We start from the raw sequence: 18112 nt of genomic DNA, 5'->3' as shown, positions 1-18112 counted from the left end.
TCCCGCTCAGGGGAATACCTAGGCGGTAGTGGGGCAATGCGGCGTTGAGGTACGACGAGGGGGCGTGACTTGCGCGGGCGCTGACGGCGCCGCGCAAGCCGCGGCGCTTACATCACGGCCGCCCACGGATGGCGGCTGAAATGCGTCCGCTCGAATGCTTCGATCTCCGGCAAGGACGCGAGCGTCAGGTCGATCGTATCCATGCCGTCCATCACCATGCGCTTGTGGCGCGCCCCGAGCGGAAACGAAAACGCACGGCCGGCCGCGGTGGTCACCTTCTGCTGTTCGACGTCGATACGCAGCCACGCGTCGGCGCGCTCCGGCGCTTCGCTCAACGACAGCAGTTCGTTGACCTCGCTGCGCTCGAGCTGCACCAGCAGCAAGCGGTTGTTCATCGCGTTGGAATAGAAGATCTCCGCAAAACTTGGCGCGATCACTGCGGCGAAACCGTACTGCTGCAGCCCCCACACCGCATGCTCGCGGCTCGAGCCGCAGCCGAAATTCGCGCCGCCGATCAGCACGCTCGCGCCGCGGTAACGCGACTGGTTGAGCACGCAATCGTCGCGCGGCGCGCCGTTGGCATCGAAACGCAGGTCGTACAGCAAGCCGTCGCTCAAACCGGCCTTGTCGATGATGCGCAGAAACTGCTTCGGCATGATCTGGTCGGTGTCGAGATTTTCGATCGGCAGCGGCGCGGCGCGGCCTTCGATCAGGGTGAGCTTAGTCATGGTGCGGTTCCAGAGTGCGGACATCGGTAATGCAGCCGGTCAGTGCGGCGGCGGCGGCCATCGCGGGACTCATCAGATGCGTGCGTCCGCCTCGACCCTGGCGGCCTTCGAAATTGCGATTGGTGGTCGAAGCGCAGCGCTCGCCGTCCGACAGCACGTCGTCGTTCATCGCAAGACACATCGAGCAGCCCGGTTCGCGCCATTCGAAGCCGGCCTCGGTCAGGATCGCTGCGAGTCCTTCGGCTTCGGCCTGGCGACGCACGCTGCCGGACCCGGGCACCACCATCGCCCGCACTTGCGGGGCGACGTGATGGCCACGCACGAGCCCCGCCACGATGCGCAGATCTTCGATGCGGCCATTGGTGCACGAGCCGATGAAGACCCGGTCGATCGGCGTCCCCGCGATGGGCTGATGCGCCGAGAGACCCATGTAGCCGAGCGCACGGCGCAGCGCCGCAGCCGCTTCGGGTGTTGCCTGCCCGGCCTCGTCGGGCACCTGGGCGTCGACCGCCATCGCCTGATCGGGGCTCGTGCCCCAGGTGACGAACGGGGCGACCTCGTGCGCGTCAAAGCGGAATTCGGCGTCGAACACGGCGCCTTCGTCGGAGATCAACTCGCGCCAGTCAACCAGCGCGTTGCGCCAAGCCGTCTCGTCAAGGAATAGCGCATGCCGGCGCACGTACTCGAACGTCGTGGCGTCCGGCGCGATCAACGCGGCGCGCGCGCCCGCTTCGACGGTCATGTTGCACAGGGTCATGCGCGCTTCGGCCGACAGCGCGCCGATGCCCGAGCCGGCGAACTCGACCGCATAGCCGCGCGCGCCTTGCGCACCGATGCGGCTGATGATCCACAGAATCAGGTCTTTCGAGGCCGTGCCATAAGGCAAGACCCCGTCGACCACGATGCGCATCGTGCGCGCCAGGCGGTAGACCAGCGTCTGCGTCGCCAGCACATGCTCCACTTCCGAGGTGCCGATACCAAAGCCCAATGCGCCCAACGCGCCATAGGTGGTGGTGTGGCTATCGCCGCACAGCACCACCATGCCGGGGCGAATCAGGCCGAGCTCGGGCGCAACGATATGCTCGATGCCCTGCAACGGATCGTTGGCCGCCAGCAGCCGGATCCCTTCCCGTTCGCAGTTGCGCGCCAGGTTATTGGCCTGCAGCAGCGACGCGACATCGCGAATCACCCGCGGCGTCTCCGCGTGGGTCGGGATGATATGGCTCACCACCGCGAGTTGCTGGCGTGGCCGGCGCACTGCACGGCGCTTCGCTTCGAGCGCGGCAAAGGCCTGCGGGCTGGTGTACTCGTTCATCAGATGCAGGTCGGCGTACAGCAGCACGTTCTGTTCGTCGATGGACGTTACGGTATGCGAATCAACCAGTTTCTGGTAAAGCGTTCGGTTCGACATGATGGAATGAGTGGATTGGGCTTCTCGAACGGTTGGCGCTGCGATCAGGCGCGCAGAAACGGCAAGGCTTGCGCGAGCAGTAACTCGGGCGCCTCCTCCGCGATATAGTGGCCGCACGGCAAGGCCCCGCCCTGCACCTGCGGCGCCCACGGGCGCCACTCGGCTAGCGCGTCGAAGCACTTCTCGATCACGCCCTCGGCACCCCACAAGGCAAGAAACTCGCAGGCGATCTTGCGACCCGCGGCGAGGTCCTCGCGATCGTGTTCGAGGTCGATCGTCACGCTCGCACGGTAGTCCTCGCAGATGCCGTGCGCCGTCGCCGGGTCGCTCAGGCAGCGCAGGTACTCCGCGTAGGCCTCCGGCGTGAACGGCTTGAGCCCGGCACTGCGCGCGCCGATGGTCTGCTTCAGATACAGATCCGGGTCGGCGCGAATCAATGTCTCCGGAAACGGCGCGGGCCGCACCAGAAAGAACCAGTGCCAGTAGGCACGCGCAAACTCGAACGAGGTGTTCTCGTACATGGCCAGCGTCGGCGCCACGTCGAGCGTGACGAGCCGCGTCACCACAGCCGGATGATCGAGCGCCATGCGTGCGGCGACGCGGCCGCCGCGATCGTGCGCCAGCACCGCGAACTGCGTGAAGCCGAGCGAATGCATCAACTCCACCTGATCGAGCGCCATGCGCCGCTTCGAATAGTTGCTGTGGTCCGCACTGCCCGCCGGCTTGCCGCTGTCGCCATAGCCGCGCAGGTCCGCCGCGATCACCGTGAAGTGTTGCGCCAGCACCGGCGCCACCTTGTGCCAGATCGCGGAGGTCTGCGGATGGCCGTGCAACAGCAGCAGCGCGGGTCCGGCGCCGCCGCGGAGCGCATGAATCTTCACGCCGTCGATGACCGTGCTCACATCGCTGAAATCCTCAAACATCGCAATCTCCTGTGATTTCAGGTAGTTTAATTGCTGCTTGGTGCGATAGGGTGTCGACCAAAGCAATCTATCCTTAACTGTGAGGCAACAATGGACAGCCTTTCCGACCTCGGCTTTTTTGCGCTGGTGGCGCGCCAGCAGAGCCTCACGGCGGCCGCGCGCGAACTCGGCGTGACCACGCCGTCGGTGAGCAAACGGCTTGCTCAGGTCGAGCGGCGTCTCGGCGTGCGGCTCCTGAACCGCACTACCCGGCGCGTGAGCCTGACGAGCGAGGGCGAACTGTATCTGGGCAACGGCTCGCGCATTCTCTCGGAGCTGGCCGAGCTCGAGCAGCTCGTCACCAAGAGCCGCGCCGAGCCGACCGGCCTGTTGCGCGTGAACGCCTCGTTCGGTTTCGGACGCGCGCAGATCTCGCCGGCAATCTCGGCGTTCATCGAACGCTATCCGGGGATGGAGATTCAGCTACATCTGACGGACCGGCCGGTGAGCCTGCAGGACCAGGGCTTCGACCTGGGGATCCGCTTCGGCGAGGTGCCGGACGCGCGCATCAACGCGCGGCTGTTGCTGAAAAACCGGCGCCTCGTGTGCGCCTCGCCGGCGTATCTGAAGCGGCGCACCGTGCCGCTCGCGCCGCACGACCTGACCCAGCACGACTGCATCGTGCTGCGGGAGAACGAATCGGCCTACGGCACGTGGCATTTCTCGCGCGGCAAGAAGGACGAGACGGTGAAGGTGAGCGGTCCGTTGAGCAGCAACGACGGCAGCACGGTGCTGAACTGGGCGCTCGACGGCCGCGGCATCGTGGTGCGTTCGCAGTGGGAGATCGGCGAGTATCTGAAGCGCGGCAAGCTGGTGCCGCTGCTCGAAGACTGGGCGCTGCCGAACGCCGACATCTACGCGGTGTATCTGGAGCGGCACCGGCTGTCGGCGAAGCTGCGCACCTTTATCGAATTCGTCGGGGAGCGGCTGCGGGCCACGGGGTTATGAAAACGCACGCTCTCCAAGCGGAGCCTTCAGGCGGAGTCTCCAAGCGGCGTCTCTAAGCGTAATACTCCGCCTCATACAACCGCTTACCCGCTTCGTCCTTCGCGGCGAGGATCGGCGCAAACTCGATGGGCCAGTCGACGCCGATATCCGGATCGCTCCACAACAGACTGCGCTCGTGTTCGGGAAACCAGTAGTCCGTCGCCTTGCACAGGCACTCGGCCATATCCGACATCACCACGAAGCCGTGCGCGAAGCCGGGCGGCACCCACATCTGCCGGCGGTTGGCCGAGCTCAGATGCACGCCGATCCACTTGCCGAAGTTATGCGAGCTGAGGCGGATGTCCACGGCGACATCGAACACGTCCCCCGCCACTACCCGCACGAGTTTGCCCTGCGGATGCTGGATCTGATAGTGCAGCCCGCGCAGCACGCCGCGCCGCGAGCGGGAATGATCGTCCTGCACGAACTCGACGTCCGCCGCGACGCGGCTCGCGAACTCGTCGGCGTTGAAGGTTTCGAACGCGCTGCCCAGTTCGTCGTAACAGACGTCCGACTCGACGATCACGACCTCCGGCAATGCCGTCCGTATCACCTTGATACCCATACCGCTCGATCCATGAAGAGGTGCTACCGTGTCGTAACCCAGGCTCGCGCCCCGATGGGCCAGCCGTTCGCAGCCACGCCTCGCGGCATGCACTGCGCCCGTCCTGCCCGCATGAAGACAGCGTGCGCTCATGTCGCCACGCGAGCGATGGCACGCGCGCCCTCCGGCAAGCGCTGCGTCCGATGAACAGTTTGCATCACGGCCTCTTCACGGTTCGGTACAGCATCCAGCCCGCACTCGCCGCGAGACCGGCGGTCATGGCCCACGCCACGCCCGTGACACCCCACCAGTGCGTCGCCGGCGGCACGATCGCGACCAGCATGATCACCTGCAGCACCGAAGCCTGGGTGGCCGCCTTGGGCGCGCCTATGGCCCGCAGGTACGCCACCAGAATCGCGATCACCGCGCCGATCGCCATGTTGATGACGAAGATCCGGAACAGCGGCACCGCCGACATCCACGCCGGCCCCAGCACGAACATGAAGAGCGGCCCGGCGGTCATCCTCAGCACCAGCACGATCGCCACCAGCCCGACCGTGATCAGCGCGAGGCAGCGTATAAAGAGCCTCGCCGCCGAGCCGTCTTCGCGCCGGTAGTGCGCGGAGAAGGTCGGAAACAGATACTGTCCCAGCGCGATCGCCGCATCCGCGAGCAGCATCTGCGCGAGCTTCGACGACATCTGATAGGCACCGAGCGCCACCGGTCCCAGCAGTTTCGCCACCAGCACCTTGTCGAACTGGTTCAGCAGCAGATTGACGACGCTGCCCGCCCAGATCCAGCGGCTGAAATTCACGTAATGGCCGATGCCGTGCCACGCAAGACGCACCGGCGGCCGCGGCGTCATGGTGGTCCAGGTGAGTCCGGTCTTCAGGCTCTCGCCGACCATCATGCCGAGCAATACCGCATACGCACCCGCGCCGCCCCATGCGCAGGCGAGTCCAATGGCGCAATCGGCGAACGCCGCCGAGATTTCGACGCCGGCCAGTTGCTGGAAACGCCGCTCGCGCTGCACCACGTAATAGGCGGGCGAAGCCAGACCGCGCAGCAACGGCAATGCCGCTGCCAGTTGCAGCAGCGCGAGCGAGCCGCCCAGATGGAATTGCGCGTTCATCAAAGGCGCCAGCGCGATGAGCAGCAGCGCGATCAGCGCGCCCCGTGTGGTGAGCGTGGTCCAAACCGCACCGAGTTCGGTGCGCGTAGGCGTGGTCTTTGCCTGCACCACCGCCTGCGCGAGCCCGGTATCGCTCAACGATTCGGCAATCGCCACCGAGAGCAGCGCAACGCTCACGCTGCCGATAGCCGCCGGCCCGAGCATGCGGCCGATCGCAAGGAATTTCAGCGCCACCAGGCCGCGCACGAGCACCTGCTGGATCAGGACCCAGGTCGCCGCACTGCCGCCGAAGGCAGGCCTCATCGAGACAAGCGGAACCCTTATCGATCGCACTGAAGCCTCCCCTGCTTGCATGAGCCAACCATTGCCTGACACGGTAACGCGGCTGTTTATGCGGGGACCGCCATCTCATAGCCGATATCGGCCCCGCGCGGGCCCGCGGCCATGTTTTTCGCTACCGTGGGGAGATGACAAACGACACCGTCCTGGTTATCGAACCCGAGTTCTCCGGACATCGCTGGCGCTACGCCGAATGGGCCGCGGCTGCGTGCATCGAAGCCGGCTACCGCTGCGTGATCGTGACCGCCTCGGCGAATGCGACGCACCCGCTAGCGCAACGGCTCGCCGCGGCCGACGACGCCAGCCTGCGGATCGCCTTTGTCGATCCGCCCGCGCAGGCGAGTCATGGCCGCCTCGGCTCGGTGAGCTACGTGCGCTTTCTGCGCGATTTCCAGCACCTGTACCGCAGCGTCAGCCGCGAGTACGGCGTAGCGCTCGTGATCGTCCCCTACGTCGATTACTTCTTCTACGCGCTGCCCTTTTTCGGCTCGCCGTTCGGCGCGACCCCGTGGATCGGCATCACCATGCGGGCGTCGTTTCATCACAGCCAGGTCGGCGTGCGCGCTCCGCGCCGGCCGCTCGTCAATACGCTCAAGGCGGCCCTGTTTCGCCGCGCGCTGCGCGCCTCCGGCATGAAGACGCTGCTGTCCATCGACCCGACCTTGCGCGACTGGTACACCGGCGCCGCGGAGCAGCGTGGCGCGGCGCTCGGCGGCGCGGCCGTGCTGTATCTCGCCGATCCGTTTCCCGACACCCTCGCGAGCGACCCCGCCGAAGCGCGCCGGCGCCTGCAGCTCGAAAGCGGCCGCTATCTGCTGGTGTATGGCGCCATCACCGGACGCAAAGGGATTCACGAACTGATCGACGCGCTGACCGAACGGCAGGACCCGGTGCGCCTCCTCATTGCCGGCGAGCAGGACGCCGACACGCGCGCCTACCTGCACAGCGTCACAAGCGCGTTGACGCAACCTCCCGTGATTCTGGACCGCTTCATTCCCGACGATCTCGAACGCGACCTGTTTTCCGCCTGCGACGCGGTATGGCTCGGCTACAAGGGACACTACGGCATGAGCGGTGTGCTGGTGCAGGCTTACCGCTTCAACAAGCCGGTCATTGCGACTTCGGATGGCCTGATCGGCTGGTTCTGCCGCAACGGCGAACTGGGTCCGGTGCTCGACGAGCTGTCGGCTACCGCCATCAACGCGGCGCTCGATCAACTGTTCCCGGACGGCGCCCAGGGCGCCACCGTGCACGCGTTGCCGGGCGCGCCCGCCGGTCATATGCTGGCGCAAAACACGCTCAGCCAGTTCAAGAAAACGCTGCAGCTTGCGATCTCCTAGCTTGCGGAGTGCACGCCTGGTTCCGGCTAACCATCCCACGCAAAAATAAGTAGACCCAAACGCCGTGCCTGACGCATGCGCGACGAAGTGCCCGCCATCAGGTAGACGACACAACGAGCTTGCTGCGCTTTGAAGTGAGCGCCTTGCCGAGCGCCATGAAGGGCCGTTCGATCAGACGGAAGCTCAGCAGCGACACCAGCACCGCGAGGCTCAGGCCGATCAGCATCACGACGGCGAGCGGCAACGACGACGCTCCCAGCAGCTTGATGGTGGCGATCAGGACCGGCACGTGCCACAGATACAGGCTGTACGAGATATCGCCGAAGAAGCGCGCCACACTGTGTTTGAGCACGCGGCCGGTGCGCGCCGAGCTGATCGCGACCAGCATCAGCAGCGTGGCGGCAGCCCCCTGGAAGTACTCGAGGATGCTGCTGATCCACATCGGCGTCGCTTCGTTGGTGCGCACGTAGTAGATGAGCAGGAAGGCGGCCACCGCGGAGCCGATCCTGAACAGGCCGGACTTCGCGAGAAACCATGCGGAACAGGCCGGCAGATGCATCGCCAGCAGAATGCCGAACATGAACACCGGGACGTATTCGAGCGTCGCCCCGAAGCTCGCCGACAGGAACTGCAGCGCGATCGACAGCGGCACGGCCAGCGCCGTCACGAGCAGCACGAATTTCGGTGGACGGCGCGCCGCGAACATCGCCAGAAACGGGAAGATGATGGAGATGCGCATCTCGTGCACCAGCGACCAGACCACCGGATTGACCCGTTCGGTGTCGAACTGTCCGATCAATAACAGGTGGCCCAGCACGACGTCGAGTGTGGGCAGCGGCTGATTCGCGACGCCGCGATACCAGTCGCTCAGTCTGGCGTCGCTATAGCCCGGCACGATGCTCGCGAGCGCGCATGCCGCGAGGATCGCAATCCAGTAGGCCGGCATGATGCGCAGGACGCGCCGGATCAGATAGGTCCCGTAGGACACCTTCTTACCGCCCAGAAACGCCTGCGCGAGGACAAATCCGCTCAACGCGAAGAACAGGACCACGGAGCCGTGTCCGCCGAGCAGGAAGTGGAACGGCGTGTATTTCAGGAGTACCGAAAGCCAGCCGCTGTGCAAGGTGACGCCGCTATAGAACTGCGGCAGGATGATCAGGAAATGGGTGCTGACAACGATCAGCGCGGCGATGCCGCGGAGCGAATGCAATTCGGCGTAGTTGGTTTTCACAGCGCCCCCTGTTCGTATGGACCGATAGTACCGGCTGCATTTCAATGGGGTTCGTACGCGGCGTGTACAGCCTAGTGTTCGTCGGTAAGAAACTGAGCCTTCTGCAAGCAATCTGTCGGAAAAACGTGCCGCTATGGCGGAAAAGCAATAAAGGGCGCGGGTACTGTGGAGCCAAGGGTTCCGGGTGGACCGACAGCAGGCGTTAGGGGCGGCAAGCTGCTTCGCAGCCAGATGCTGGCGTCCCAGCGCGGAGTGCCCCAAAAAAGCAGTTCTCTGGAGGGAGTCGATGAGCGCCAGTCAGCGATTTGCGATCCTCGACGTGGGTCGCGCTTTGGCCATTACCGGCGTCATCGCAATACATCTGGCGTTGTTCCTGCCGAACCTGCCTGTCACGCTGCAACACGTAACGGAGTACGGCCAATACGGCGTGCAACTGTTCTTCGTCATCAGCGCGATCACGATCTGCAAGACGCTCGAAGATGCCGGGCAGCAGACGGCCAGCACGCGCGAAGCCGTGCGCATGTTTTACATCAAGCGTTTCTTTCGCATTGCGCCGCTCTACTACATCGGCGTCGCCGTGTACGGCATCCTCGACCTGCTGGGGACGCGCTTCGCTCACGCCCAGGTGCTCGCCCCTCATCACCTGACGGATGTCGTGGCGAACCTGCTGTTCATCCATGCGTGGGTGCCGTCCGCCGTCAACAGCGTCGTGCCGGGCGGCTGGTCGATCGGCATCGAAATGTTCTTCTATGCGCTCGCGCCGCTGCTGTTCTTCGCCGCGAAAACACGCTCAGGATTGTGGGCCATCACTGTCGGCACGGCGCTCCTCTGTAGCGTCTTCCTCTACGCCGGAGCGTGTCTCGGCCACGCGGGCTGCACAGTGCCGAACAATACCTTTCTCTACTACTGGCCGCCCACCCAGTTGCCGTGCTTCATCGTCGGCTTCTGGCTCTGGCATCTTTACAAGCCGCTGCTGTCGGGGGCTCAACGGGCGTCGCGCCTGACAACCGTCGCGGCGGCAGCCGCCCTCGCCGGCTTCGGTGCGCTGCTGGTCGCCGCCATCGGCATGGAGGCGTTTGCCGCCGTGCCGGTGCTTGTGGCGTTCGCGTCCGCCGCGTTGCTGGTCGCCCTGTGCGGCGTGCCGGCCCGCATGCTGCTGGCGCCCGTCGTGCTGCGTATCGGCCAGAACAGCTATGGCATCTACATCTGGCACTTTCTGGCGATCTTTGCCGTGCGCATGGCGTTGAAGACGCCGTTGTCGGATGTCGCGCGACACTACCCGGTCGCCACGTTTGCGCTCGGTGCGGTCGTCGTCCTGCTGCTCGCGCATGCGGCCGCGCTCGTCACGGCGCGCGAAATCGAGCAGCCCGTTTCGCGCTGGGCACGGCGGCGGCTGATCGGGCGCCGGCAAGCCGCACGCCCTCTTCCCGCTTCTCTTCCCGTCTCCCCTCCACCGGCAGCCGCGAGCCACCGGGCGCAGTCAGCGACGGAGTACTAAGCACCTAAAACGTCCGCCGCCGCCCCAATAACCAAACCAGAACAGAGAACAATCGGGAGATCATGATGAGAAATATCTCTTATGCCAGCCAGACCGTCGAATCGGCCAACCCGCTGGCACGCTACGCACACCGGGCCCGCATCGCCCTCGCCTTGAAACTGGTCGAACGCTTTTGCGCTCCCGATGCGACCGTGGTCGATTTCGGCTCGGGTCCCGGACTCTTCCTGCATACGTTGGGGCAGATTCGCCCGGACCTGCGCCTGATCGGCCTCGATCCATATATGCAGCCGGCCTATCCCGAGATTCGCTACGAGGTACGCCTCGAGGACCTGGCGCCGGGCTCCGTCGACATCCTGACGGTGCTGGAAGTCTGCGAGCACCTTTACCCGAACGAACTCGACACGCTGCTGAATAACGCCGCGCAGATCCTCCACGAAGACGGCGTGCTGATCATCTCCGTGCCGATCATGTACGGCGCCTCGGTCATTCCGAAGCTCGTGAACTGGGCGATCCGCGGCCGGGACATTCGCGTCGGCTATTCGGCGGGTGAAGTATTGCGCTCCGTGGCAGGGCTCAGGATCTCACGGCCCGAGAATCCCCGCATCACGCACAAGGGCTTCGATTTCCGGGAGTTGCGCTCGCTCGTCAGCACACAGTTCATGGTCGAGCAGGTGTTTCGCAGCCCGCTTGACTGGTTGCCCTGGTGGATGAGTTCGCAGTACTTCATGATCTGCCAGCGGCGTGCGCTGCCGTAGTGCGTGCGGGTGTGTGGGTGTGGGGCTGCATGGCTGCATGGCCGTGGGCCCGGCCCGCAAAGCGGTCCGTCAGCCGGCCGCAAACGCCGTAATCATGCGGTAATAGCCGGACTGGGCGCGGCGCTCGCGCGTTGCCCGTAACGCCGCAGGATCGCCGTCCGCATGGGCCGCTCGATGGCGAAGAAGAGAATCACGCTCAAGCCCACCATGCCGGCCAGCAGTGCAAGCGCGCCGCGCGGGCCGATGCCGGCGAGTTCGGCCAGATGAATCAGCGGGACGTGGATGAGGTAAAGCGAGAAACTCGCCTCGCCCAGCACGACCATCGGCCGCAGGCCCAGCAGCCCCCAGGCGGGCCGTTTCTGCATGGCAATGCCGCCCACCAGCAGCGCAAAACACGGCGACAGCAGATAGTAGGCCGGCGCGAGCGGACGCCACACCGACAGTACGCCGATCCCCAGCACCGCCAGCAGCGACGCCCGCAGCGCCTCGCGATCGTACCGCCGCCCACCACGCTGCAACTCGCGGCAATAGCACTGCGCGGCAATACCCAGTACGAACTCGAACAGATGAGTAGGCGGAAACTGCGAGGTCAGAAAGCCGCTGCGCGAAGGCGGCAGCAAATGCGGCAGCGCGGCGATCCACAACCCTTGGGCGCAGAACCCGGCAAGCAGCAGCAGGCCGCGTTGAGCCGGCGTGATCCGTTTGACGAAGGCCACCAGCAGCGGAAACGCCAGGTAGAAAAAGGCCTCGCACGAAATGCTCCAGGTCGGCCCATCCCAGGGCTGATTGAGCGCGGCAAACGGCAGCCAGGCGGTCAGGCAAAGCAGTTGCGCCAGCAGGCTGGCAATCAGCGGCAGAGCAGGATTGCCAGGCAGCCCGTACCATTCGAACAGGTGCGCGTGGTCGTCCGAGATCAGCAGGATGGCGGTCACCGGCGCCGCCAGCAACAGCGAGAACACCAGCATCGGATAGATCCGCGCGAAGCGCGCCACGTAAAAGCGCCGCATCCCCTCGCCATCGAGGCCGTCGCCGTAGTTGTGCGCGAGGATGAAGCCCGACAGCACGAAGAAGAACGTCACCGCCGGGCGGCTGTCGCCCGCCACCCAGCGCACCGGCGCCGAGAAATTCACGTAGCCCATCACCGCCAGATGCGACACCACCACCCACAACGCCGCGAAAAAGCGGATGCTGGTGAGCGCGGGTAAGGCGCTGCGCGGCTCGCGTGAGGTCGATCTCATGCCTGCAGCCCCGGCCGATGGAACGTGTGGTTCATGCGGTGCCTCGTGTCCCGTTGCTCATCGTTACGCCCGGCGCGCAGCGGAAGTGTCGAGCCCTGCTGGCAGCGCGAAGGCTTCGCCTTCCAGCACGTTCAACAGATCGCGCGCCATGGCTTCGACGGTGAAGCGCGCCTTGAACAGCGCCCGCGCCCGCGCGCCCATGTGGGCCCGCGCGCCGGCATCGAGCGCAAGCCAGCGCCGCAAATTCTGCTCGGTGCCTTCGACCGTATCCGGCGCCACGAAGCCGGCGCCGTCGGCGGCGATCTCGCGCCAGATGTTCACCTTGTCCGAGATCAGCGCGGGCACGCCGCACGCCAGCGCCTCGGCCACCGCAACGCCGAAATTCTCCTGATGCGACGGCAGCGCGAAAGCCTCGCTCGCATAGAAGGCGCCCCACTTGAGCGGTCCCTGCAGCATGCCGGTCCAGGTGACGCGCGCGGCCAGACCCAGTTGTTCCGTTTGCTCGCGCAAGGCCGCAAGCCAACCGTTGCTGTCGGGGCCGGCCATGACGAGATGAACCTCGGCGTCGAGCGCCGCGACCTTCGCAAAGGCCCGGATCAGCAGATCGCAGCCCTTCTTTTCGTGGACCCGGCCGAGAAACAGGATCACGCGCTTGCCGCGCAAGTGCGGGTACGCCGACAGAAATGCTTCACGCAGTTCGTCGTCGTTGCGCGGCGGCGCACTCGTGCCATATGTCGAGACGGCTTCGGTCGCGCGGTAGAGCCAGAACGACTCATGCGCCGCGAGACGTTCGTCCTCGGTGGTGTACAGCACGGCGCGGGCATCGCGCAGCACGCGATAGTCCGCCCACGGCCAGTACAGCCATTTCTTCAGATGCTTCAACGCATAGGTCCGTTTGAACCACGGGTCGAGCATGCCGTGCACGTACACGTAGTACGGCACCTCGAGATTGCGCAGCGCGCGCCAGGTGCCGAAGCTGTGGTACTGCCAGAGTCCGTTGACGATCACCGCGTCGAACTCCGGCGCGTGCTGCCGCAGCCAGGGCACGAGTTGCGCAGAATAGGCGTACGTGCTGCGCGTCGGCCCCAACACATGCAACGGCAATGGAAAGTCCTGCAGGAACGGCGCGTCGGCGCCGTCCAACGTCAGCACCTCGACCTGATGCCCCATGGCCCGCAACATCGCGCCGCCCTGCCGCACGCCTTCCGCGGGGCCGCCGGCGCGCGGATCGAGCGAAGCAAGTAAATGAAGAATTTTCATTGCCGTCATTGCTTGCCGAGTGATAGCAGACCATTCCCCGGCGCAGGCGCGATCGAGGCGGCCCACGCCAGTTCGCTCGGAGCAGGCGCGGCCACCTCGCTGGGGGGATCGTCGAGGCCGGGCTGGCTCACGAGCATCGCTTGCGGCGTACTCAGTTCGACGGCGATGTGGCCTGCCAGGCGCAGCGTCAACGCGACGATGGTAATGGTCGGAAAATTGGCGCCCACCGTCGGAAACACCGAGCTGCCGGCAATGAACAGATTGGTCATGCCATGCACCTTGCAGTTTCGGTCCACCACCCCTTCGCCCGGCGAATCGTGCATGCGTGTGGTGCCCATATGATGCCAGGTGCCCTCCAGGCCGACGGGCCAGAGTTGCCCCTCGATCGGCGCATCGAGCTTCACTGCGGCCACGCCGCTGCGCTGCAACTCTTCCGCGATCAGCGCGAAGGTGCGGTCGAACGTCCGCTGCACGTTCGAGGTCAGTTGCCAGGCGACGCGCACCCGGTTCATGCCCAACTGATCCTTCTGCTCCGAAAGCGTCACACGGCTATCGGGATTCGGCTCCGCTTCGACGATGGCCTGCAACTTGACACTCCTGATCAATGCGCGCGGATGCAGGATGCGCGTCAGCGCAAAGCCCGCCGTATCGGTTGGGTGCGAGGCCATGGTGACGAGATCGCGCCCCAGCTTCCAGCCTGGCTGGTCCTTGTGCAACAACCCCTGCTTGCAGCGGATCAGCGCTTCGGCCGCCTTGCTGCCTTCGCCGGCGAACCTCGAGAAGAACCACACGCGCGCGTTCAGCAAGCGCTCGCGCTGCAGCAGCTCCGCGGTCAGCGCGAACTGCGAGGCAATGCGGGTGCCGTGCGCCGATACGGCAGCATTCTGGTAGTGGTACTTGATGTCGTAGAGCTTGTTGCGCGACCACGCGCGGCTAAACTGGATCTCCGCCGACATCAGCCGCGGATGATCCATATAGAAGCGGCCGACGAGGTCATGACCGTTGCCGAGGCCGGCCGGGCGGATCCGGTTCGAGGCGAGCAGCAGGCGCGCGTTCTCGATGCCGCCGGTTGCCAACACGAACAGTTTCGCGCGCACGCTGATGTGACGTCCGCTTAGCGTCGCGACGTCGACCTTCGTTACGGTACGCGCCGCGCTATCGGTGTCGATATTGAGCACATTGGCATACAGGTACACGCTGATGCGCCGCGAGCTCTCCAGTTCCTTGCGGTACAGCCTGCCGAAGCGCGCCGGCGGGCTGAATTGCGACACCGTATCGCGGACGTTGCCGGTTACGAGCGGCAAACGGCGCACGTCGGGCCGGCCGATCGCCGTTTCCCAGAACTGCGGGTCGAAATTGTTCGGGCCGAGTTTGAGCACGGCGTGCGTGCGCGCATAGAACGGCATGAGTTCGTCGAGACCGAACGGCCAGCCGCTATGCGCGACCCAGTCGCGCTTTTCGAAATCCAGCGGGTCGAGCGGGCGGCACCAGCCGCCCCAGCAATTGCTGCTGCCGCCCAGATAGCGGCTGCGGCTGCCGTCGGCGAACTGATAGGGCAGCCCGGCGTTTTCGCCGCGGTACAGATCGCGTGTCTGTTCATCGGGCTTGAAGCCGCCGCTTTCGAGCACGCAGGTATCGATGCCGAGCCGTTCCATTTCGAGCGCCAGCGTAATCCCCGCGGCGCCCGCACCGATGATGCAGACCGTGGTCCCTACGCACGTTCCTTCCTCGACACTACGGGTATCGATAAACATCCCGTAACCTCCCCGTTTTAGTACTACTGCTCATTCACCGACGCTCATCTATCATCGGTCACGCTACAAGATGCGGCACGACAAGAACGCAGCGCGGCCCGCCAGGCCGTGCCGCCGTTCCTCAGGAACTGAATCGCTGGCGAATGAAACGGCAAGGATTACCGCCGTAGATGCCCGCCGCCGGCAGTGAACGGTGCACCACCGAAAGCGGCGTCACGACCGCGGAACGTCCGATCGTCACGCCCTTCTGAACCACGCACTTCGAACTGATCCACACGCCGTCCTCGATCACGATGGGCGCGACCTGCAAATCCATATTGCCGGCCGCGTCATGCGACCCCGAGGTGAGAAAGACCCCTTGCGAGATGCACACGTTGCTGCCGATCCGGATCGGCGCCTGGTTATAGATCCACGAGTCCACGCCGAACCAGCAATTCGCGCCCACCTCGAGATTCCAGGGCGCCTTCACGCGTAGCGGATGCACGAAACGGCAACCGCTGCCGATCTGCGCGCCGAACGCGCGCAATAGCGCGACCCGCAGCGCGGAAAACGGCACCAGCCGGTTGTTGATCACGCACGCCTCGACCACGAACCAGACCGCCTCCACCAGCCGGCTCTTGCGGCGCACGTAATTACCCTTGCCGGCAAGGCTCAGGTCGATCACGCGTGGCGGGGCCAACGGCGTCCCAACGCTGTCCGGGTCCCACTCCAGCGGGCCGTCGAGCTCGTCACGCTTCATCCGCATACCCCGCTTCAGTGGAATGCCGTCGCTCACCCGCATACGGAGGGCACGTTGGTCACCGGTGCGTCGCGCGGGCAGACCGCCGCGTCGCGTAAGGAACGGTGATAAGTAGGAAATTTTGCACATGCCGCTGCGAGTTGGATTTCCGCTCCAGGCGATTGGCTCCATCTGCACGGGCTTTGTCGTCTTTGCACTAGCATCGCGTTCAAAGCGTGTCGCGATAGCCACTACCATAGCGATATCGCGCCCCATAACAGGCATGGCAACGAGCGAAGGAACCGACATGATCGACATCGTTCGACGCACTGCACTCACCGCATCCTTTGCACTGACGTGCGCGCTTTTTCCGACCCAGGCCGCACGCGCCGATGGCGCCGCCGCCGTGACGCCCTACGATGCGAACGAAGCGCAACTGAGGGGCGGCCCGCAAGCGTATGACGATATCTACCAGTCGCAGACGGCCGGCGTCGTGCAGCCGGGCACGACGCCCGGCATGCCGGGAGGCCAGGCCGCCACGCCGGAAGAGCACATGCTCGCGGCGCCCGGCATGCCGCAGGCCGGCGGCGGGATTGCCGCGCCGGCTGCGCGCAAGGCGAAGGCCGCGCCCGGCGATCCCTACGCGCTGGGCGGCGCCGGGCCGCAACCTTATGGCCTTGGCGCCGGGACACGCCCGGTCTACAAGCTGCCCTACTAGATCGCGCGCTCTGCTGACGCGGGCTATACAAGGCCCGCTCGATTCACTCGACCTGGGTTGGCTCAAGCCGTCCCGCACCCACTTGCTCTTCCGCGGCATCGCCTGACGCATTGGCCGATACGCCGCCCGATACCGCGCCTGTCAAACCGCTCGCCAGGCCCGCTGTGAGGCTGCCGGCGATGCCGCCCGGCACGCCATCCACGGCGGTGGAGTTAGACAGATCCACGCTGCCCACCGTCACCTCGTCCTGCCCGGCGAGCGCGCGCAGCCGCGCATTCAAGCCGCCCAACACCCGCGCGCTCGACAAGGTGCGCTCGGCATAGTCGCGTGCCGCGAGACCGAGTGCGATCCGTCGTGCGGGATCGGCGGCCAGCGCCTCGATCGCGGCAACCAGCGCCGTCACGTCCTCCGGCGGCACCACCACGCCGCGCGGCGCGACCACGTCGAACAGTTCCGTGCCGGGGCAGGCCATCGCCACGATCGCGCGGCCGCTCGCGAGCATGCCGCCGAGCTTGGACGGCATCACCAGATCCGCCGCGCCGCCGCGCTGCGGCAACACGTGGATGTCGGCGAGATTCAGCAGTTCGTTCAGACGCTGCGCCGGTTGCAGCGGCATGAAGTGACAGTTGGGCGCACCCGCACAACGCTGTTCGAGTTGCGCCTGCGCAGGCCCATTGCCGCAAAACACAAAATGGATATCGTGACGCCGCGCGAGCGCCTGCGCCGCCTCGGCGAGAATGTCGAGGCCCTGCTTCGCGCCCATATTCCCCGCATACAGCACGACGGTTTGCCGAACCGGCAGATCGAGCCCAAGCAATTGCCGGTACGAACTCACATGCGGCAGCGGCGCGATCACGCGCGTATCGACCCAGTTGATAAGACCGCACGTCTTGAGCGGATCCACGCCCTTCAGGACGGCCCGCTCCACCATCTTTTCGGAGAGACTCGAGACGACGTCGAAACGGGCCAGCAGCGTGCGTTCGATCGCGAGTGCGAAGCGTCGTGCTCGAGTACCATGAATCACGCCCAGTTCGAACGCGGCGTCAACCTCGTAGTCCTGAATATGCAGCCATGTTTTGGCGCCGCTCGCGCGCGCCAGCAACAACGCACCCGGCGCACTCATCAGGCTCGGCGCAATGCTCATCACCACGTGCGGACGCCACCGCAGTTGCGCGGCCAGAACCGGCAAGGCGGCGAGCGCAAAGCTCGCCAGGTGCAGCAGGCGCTTCACGCCCGTGGGAACGCGCGGCACCCATAACGGCACACGCAGCACCCGCACGCCGAGCCTCTGTTCGGAGCGATAGCGCCACGCGCGATAGCCGTCCGCGACCTGCCACTGCGGATAATAGGGTTGGCCGCAAATCACGCGCACCTCATGCCCCTGGGCGACCAGCGCCTCCGCCATCTCGGCGGTATATTTGCCGGTTCCCGTCAGCTCGGGGGCATAGTTAAGCCCTACGATCAGAAGCCTCATACAAGATCCCCCTTCGGCGTCCA

General features: G+C 65.4%; 16 protein-coding genes. 5 read left to right on the top strand and 11 right to left on the bottom strand.

Annotated elements, in window-relative coordinates; translation table 11 throughout:
• Window positions 1-107 precede the first annotated feature (107 nt).
• The 3 genes from leuD to BUS12_RS17970 are packed head-to-tail and all read right to left on the bottom strand — an operon-like array spanning window position 108 to window position 3062.
• The gene (gene leuD / locus BUS12_RS17980) at window positions 108-728 is read right to left on the bottom strand and encodes a 3-isopropylmalate dehydratase small subunit (protein WP_074297899.1); all 621 of its coding nucleotides are present in this window, start codon (window positions 726-728) and stop codon (window positions 108-110) included.
• A complete protein-coding gene (gene leuC / locus BUS12_RS17975; protein ID WP_074297896.1) occupies window positions 721-2139 on the bottom strand; it encodes a 3-isopropylmalate dehydratase large subunit in 1419 nt (472 codons plus the stop codon). Before leuC ends, leuD begins: the two co-directional genes overlap by 8 nt.
• A 44-nt stretch (window positions 2140-2183) precedes the next feature.
• The gene (locus BUS12_RS17970; protein ID WP_074297895.1) at window positions 2184-3062 is read right to left on the bottom strand and encodes an alpha/beta fold hydrolase; all 879 of its coding nucleotides are present in this window, start codon (window positions 3060-3062) and stop codon (window positions 2184-2186) included.
• 90 nt (window positions 3063-3152) lie between these two features.
• On the opposite strand from BUS12_RS17970, the gene BUS12_RS17965 reads away from it, so the two are divergent.
• Complete coding sequence (locus BUS12_RS17965) at window positions 3153-4049, top strand: LysR family transcriptional regulator (protein WP_074297893.1); 897 nt, start codon at window positions 3153-3155, stop codon at window positions 4047-4049.
• Between the two features lie 52 nt (window positions 4050-4101).
• Here BUS12_RS17965 and rfbC read toward each other — a convergent pair whose 3' ends face one another.
• Entirely contained in the window at window positions 4102-4653 is a 552-nt protein-coding gene (rfbC, locus tag BUS12_RS17960) for a dTDP-4-dehydrorhamnose 3,5-epimerase (protein ID WP_074297891.1), read from the bottom strand.
• A 196-nt stretch (window positions 4654-4849) separates the two neighbouring features.
• Window positions 4850-6067, bottom strand: coding sequence for an oligosaccharide flippase family protein (locus BUS12_RS17955; RefSeq protein ID WP_429307205.1), 1218 nt, complete (start codon window positions 6065-6067; stop codon window positions 4850-4852).
• Between the two features lie 164 nt (window positions 6068-6231).
• On the opposite strand from BUS12_RS17955, the gene BUS12_RS17950 reads away from it, so the two are divergent.
• Window positions 6232-7443, top strand: a complete 1212-nt coding sequence (locus BUS12_RS17950; protein ID WP_074297887.1) for a glycosyltransferase — start codon at window positions 6232-6234, stop codon at window positions 7441-7443.
• Window positions 7444-7540: 97 nt separating this feature from the next.
• Here BUS12_RS17950 and BUS12_RS17945 read toward each other — a convergent pair whose 3' ends face one another.
• A complete protein-coding gene (locus BUS12_RS17945) occupies window positions 7541-8674 on the bottom strand; it encodes an acyltransferase family protein (protein WP_074297886.1) in 1134 nt (377 codons plus the stop codon).
• Between the two features lie 286 nt (window positions 8675-8960).
• Here BUS12_RS17945 and BUS12_RS17940 point away from each other — a divergent pair, with 286 nt between their 5' ends.
• Window positions 8961-10172 carry an acyltransferase family protein gene (locus BUS12_RS17940; RefSeq protein ID WP_074297884.1) on the top strand — a complete coding sequence of 404 codons (1212 nt, stop codon included), beginning with the start codon at window positions 8961-8963 and terminating at the stop codon, window positions 10170-10172.
• A gap of 62 nt (window positions 10173-10234) precedes the next feature.
• Window positions 10235-10927, top strand: a complete 693-nt coding sequence (locus tag BUS12_RS17935) for a class I SAM-dependent methyltransferase (protein WP_253190158.1) — start codon at window positions 10235-10237, stop codon at window positions 10925-10927.
• 92 nt (window positions 10928-11019) lie between these two features.
• Here the strand turns inward: BUS12_RS17935 and BUS12_RS17930 are convergent, their stop codons facing one another.
• The 4 genes from BUS12_RS17930 to BUS12_RS17915 form a co-directional block, all read right to left on the bottom strand.
• On the bottom strand, window positions 11020-12165 hold the full coding sequence (locus BUS12_RS17930; protein ID WP_074297882.1) for an acyltransferase family protein: 1146 nt from the start codon (window positions 12163-12165) through the stop codon (window positions 11020-11022).
• 63 nt (window positions 12166-12228) lie between these two features.
• Window positions 12229-13425, bottom strand: coding sequence for a glycosyltransferase (locus BUS12_RS17925; RefSeq protein WP_074297880.1), 1197 nt, complete (start codon window positions 13423-13425; stop codon window positions 12229-12231).
• A 5-nt stretch (window positions 13426-13430) separates the two neighbouring features.
• Window positions 13431-15179 carry an FAD-dependent oxidoreductase gene (locus tag BUS12_RS17920; RefSeq protein ID WP_074297878.1) on the bottom strand — a complete coding sequence of 583 codons (1749 nt, stop codon included), beginning with the start codon at window positions 15177-15179 and terminating at the stop codon, window positions 13431-13433.
• Window positions 15180-15300: 121 nt separating this feature from the next.
• The gene (locus BUS12_RS17915; RefSeq protein ID WP_083640709.1) at window positions 15301-15918 is read right to left on the bottom strand and encodes a DapH/DapD/GlmU-related protein; all 618 of its coding nucleotides are present in this window, start codon (window positions 15916-15918) and stop codon (window positions 15301-15303) included.
• A gap of 286 nt (window positions 15919-16204) precedes the next feature.
• Between BUS12_RS17915 and BUS12_RS17910 the strand changes: the two genes are divergently transcribed.
• Window positions 16205-16615, top strand: a complete 411-nt coding sequence (locus tag BUS12_RS17910; RefSeq protein ID WP_074297876.1) for a hypothetical protein — start codon at window positions 16205-16207, stop codon at window positions 16613-16615.
• 43 nt (window positions 16616-16658) lie between these two features.
• Here BUS12_RS17910 and BUS12_RS17905 read toward each other — a convergent pair whose 3' ends face one another.
• Complete coding sequence (locus BUS12_RS17905; protein ID WP_074297874.1) at window positions 16659-18089, bottom strand: glycosyltransferase WbuB; 1431 nt, start codon at window positions 18087-18089, stop codon at window positions 16659-16661.
• Window positions 18090-18112 lie beyond the last annotated feature (23 nt).

Origin of the sequence: Paraburkholderia phenazinium (assembly GCF_900142845.1) — a bacterium.
GTDB classification, from domain to species: Bacteria; Pseudomonadota; Gammaproteobacteria; order Burkholderiales; family Burkholderiaceae; genus Paraburkholderia; species Paraburkholderia phenazinium_A.
The sequence above is the reverse complement of the archived record's forward strand: the minus strand, read 5'-3'. Positions and strand labels throughout refer to the sequence as shown.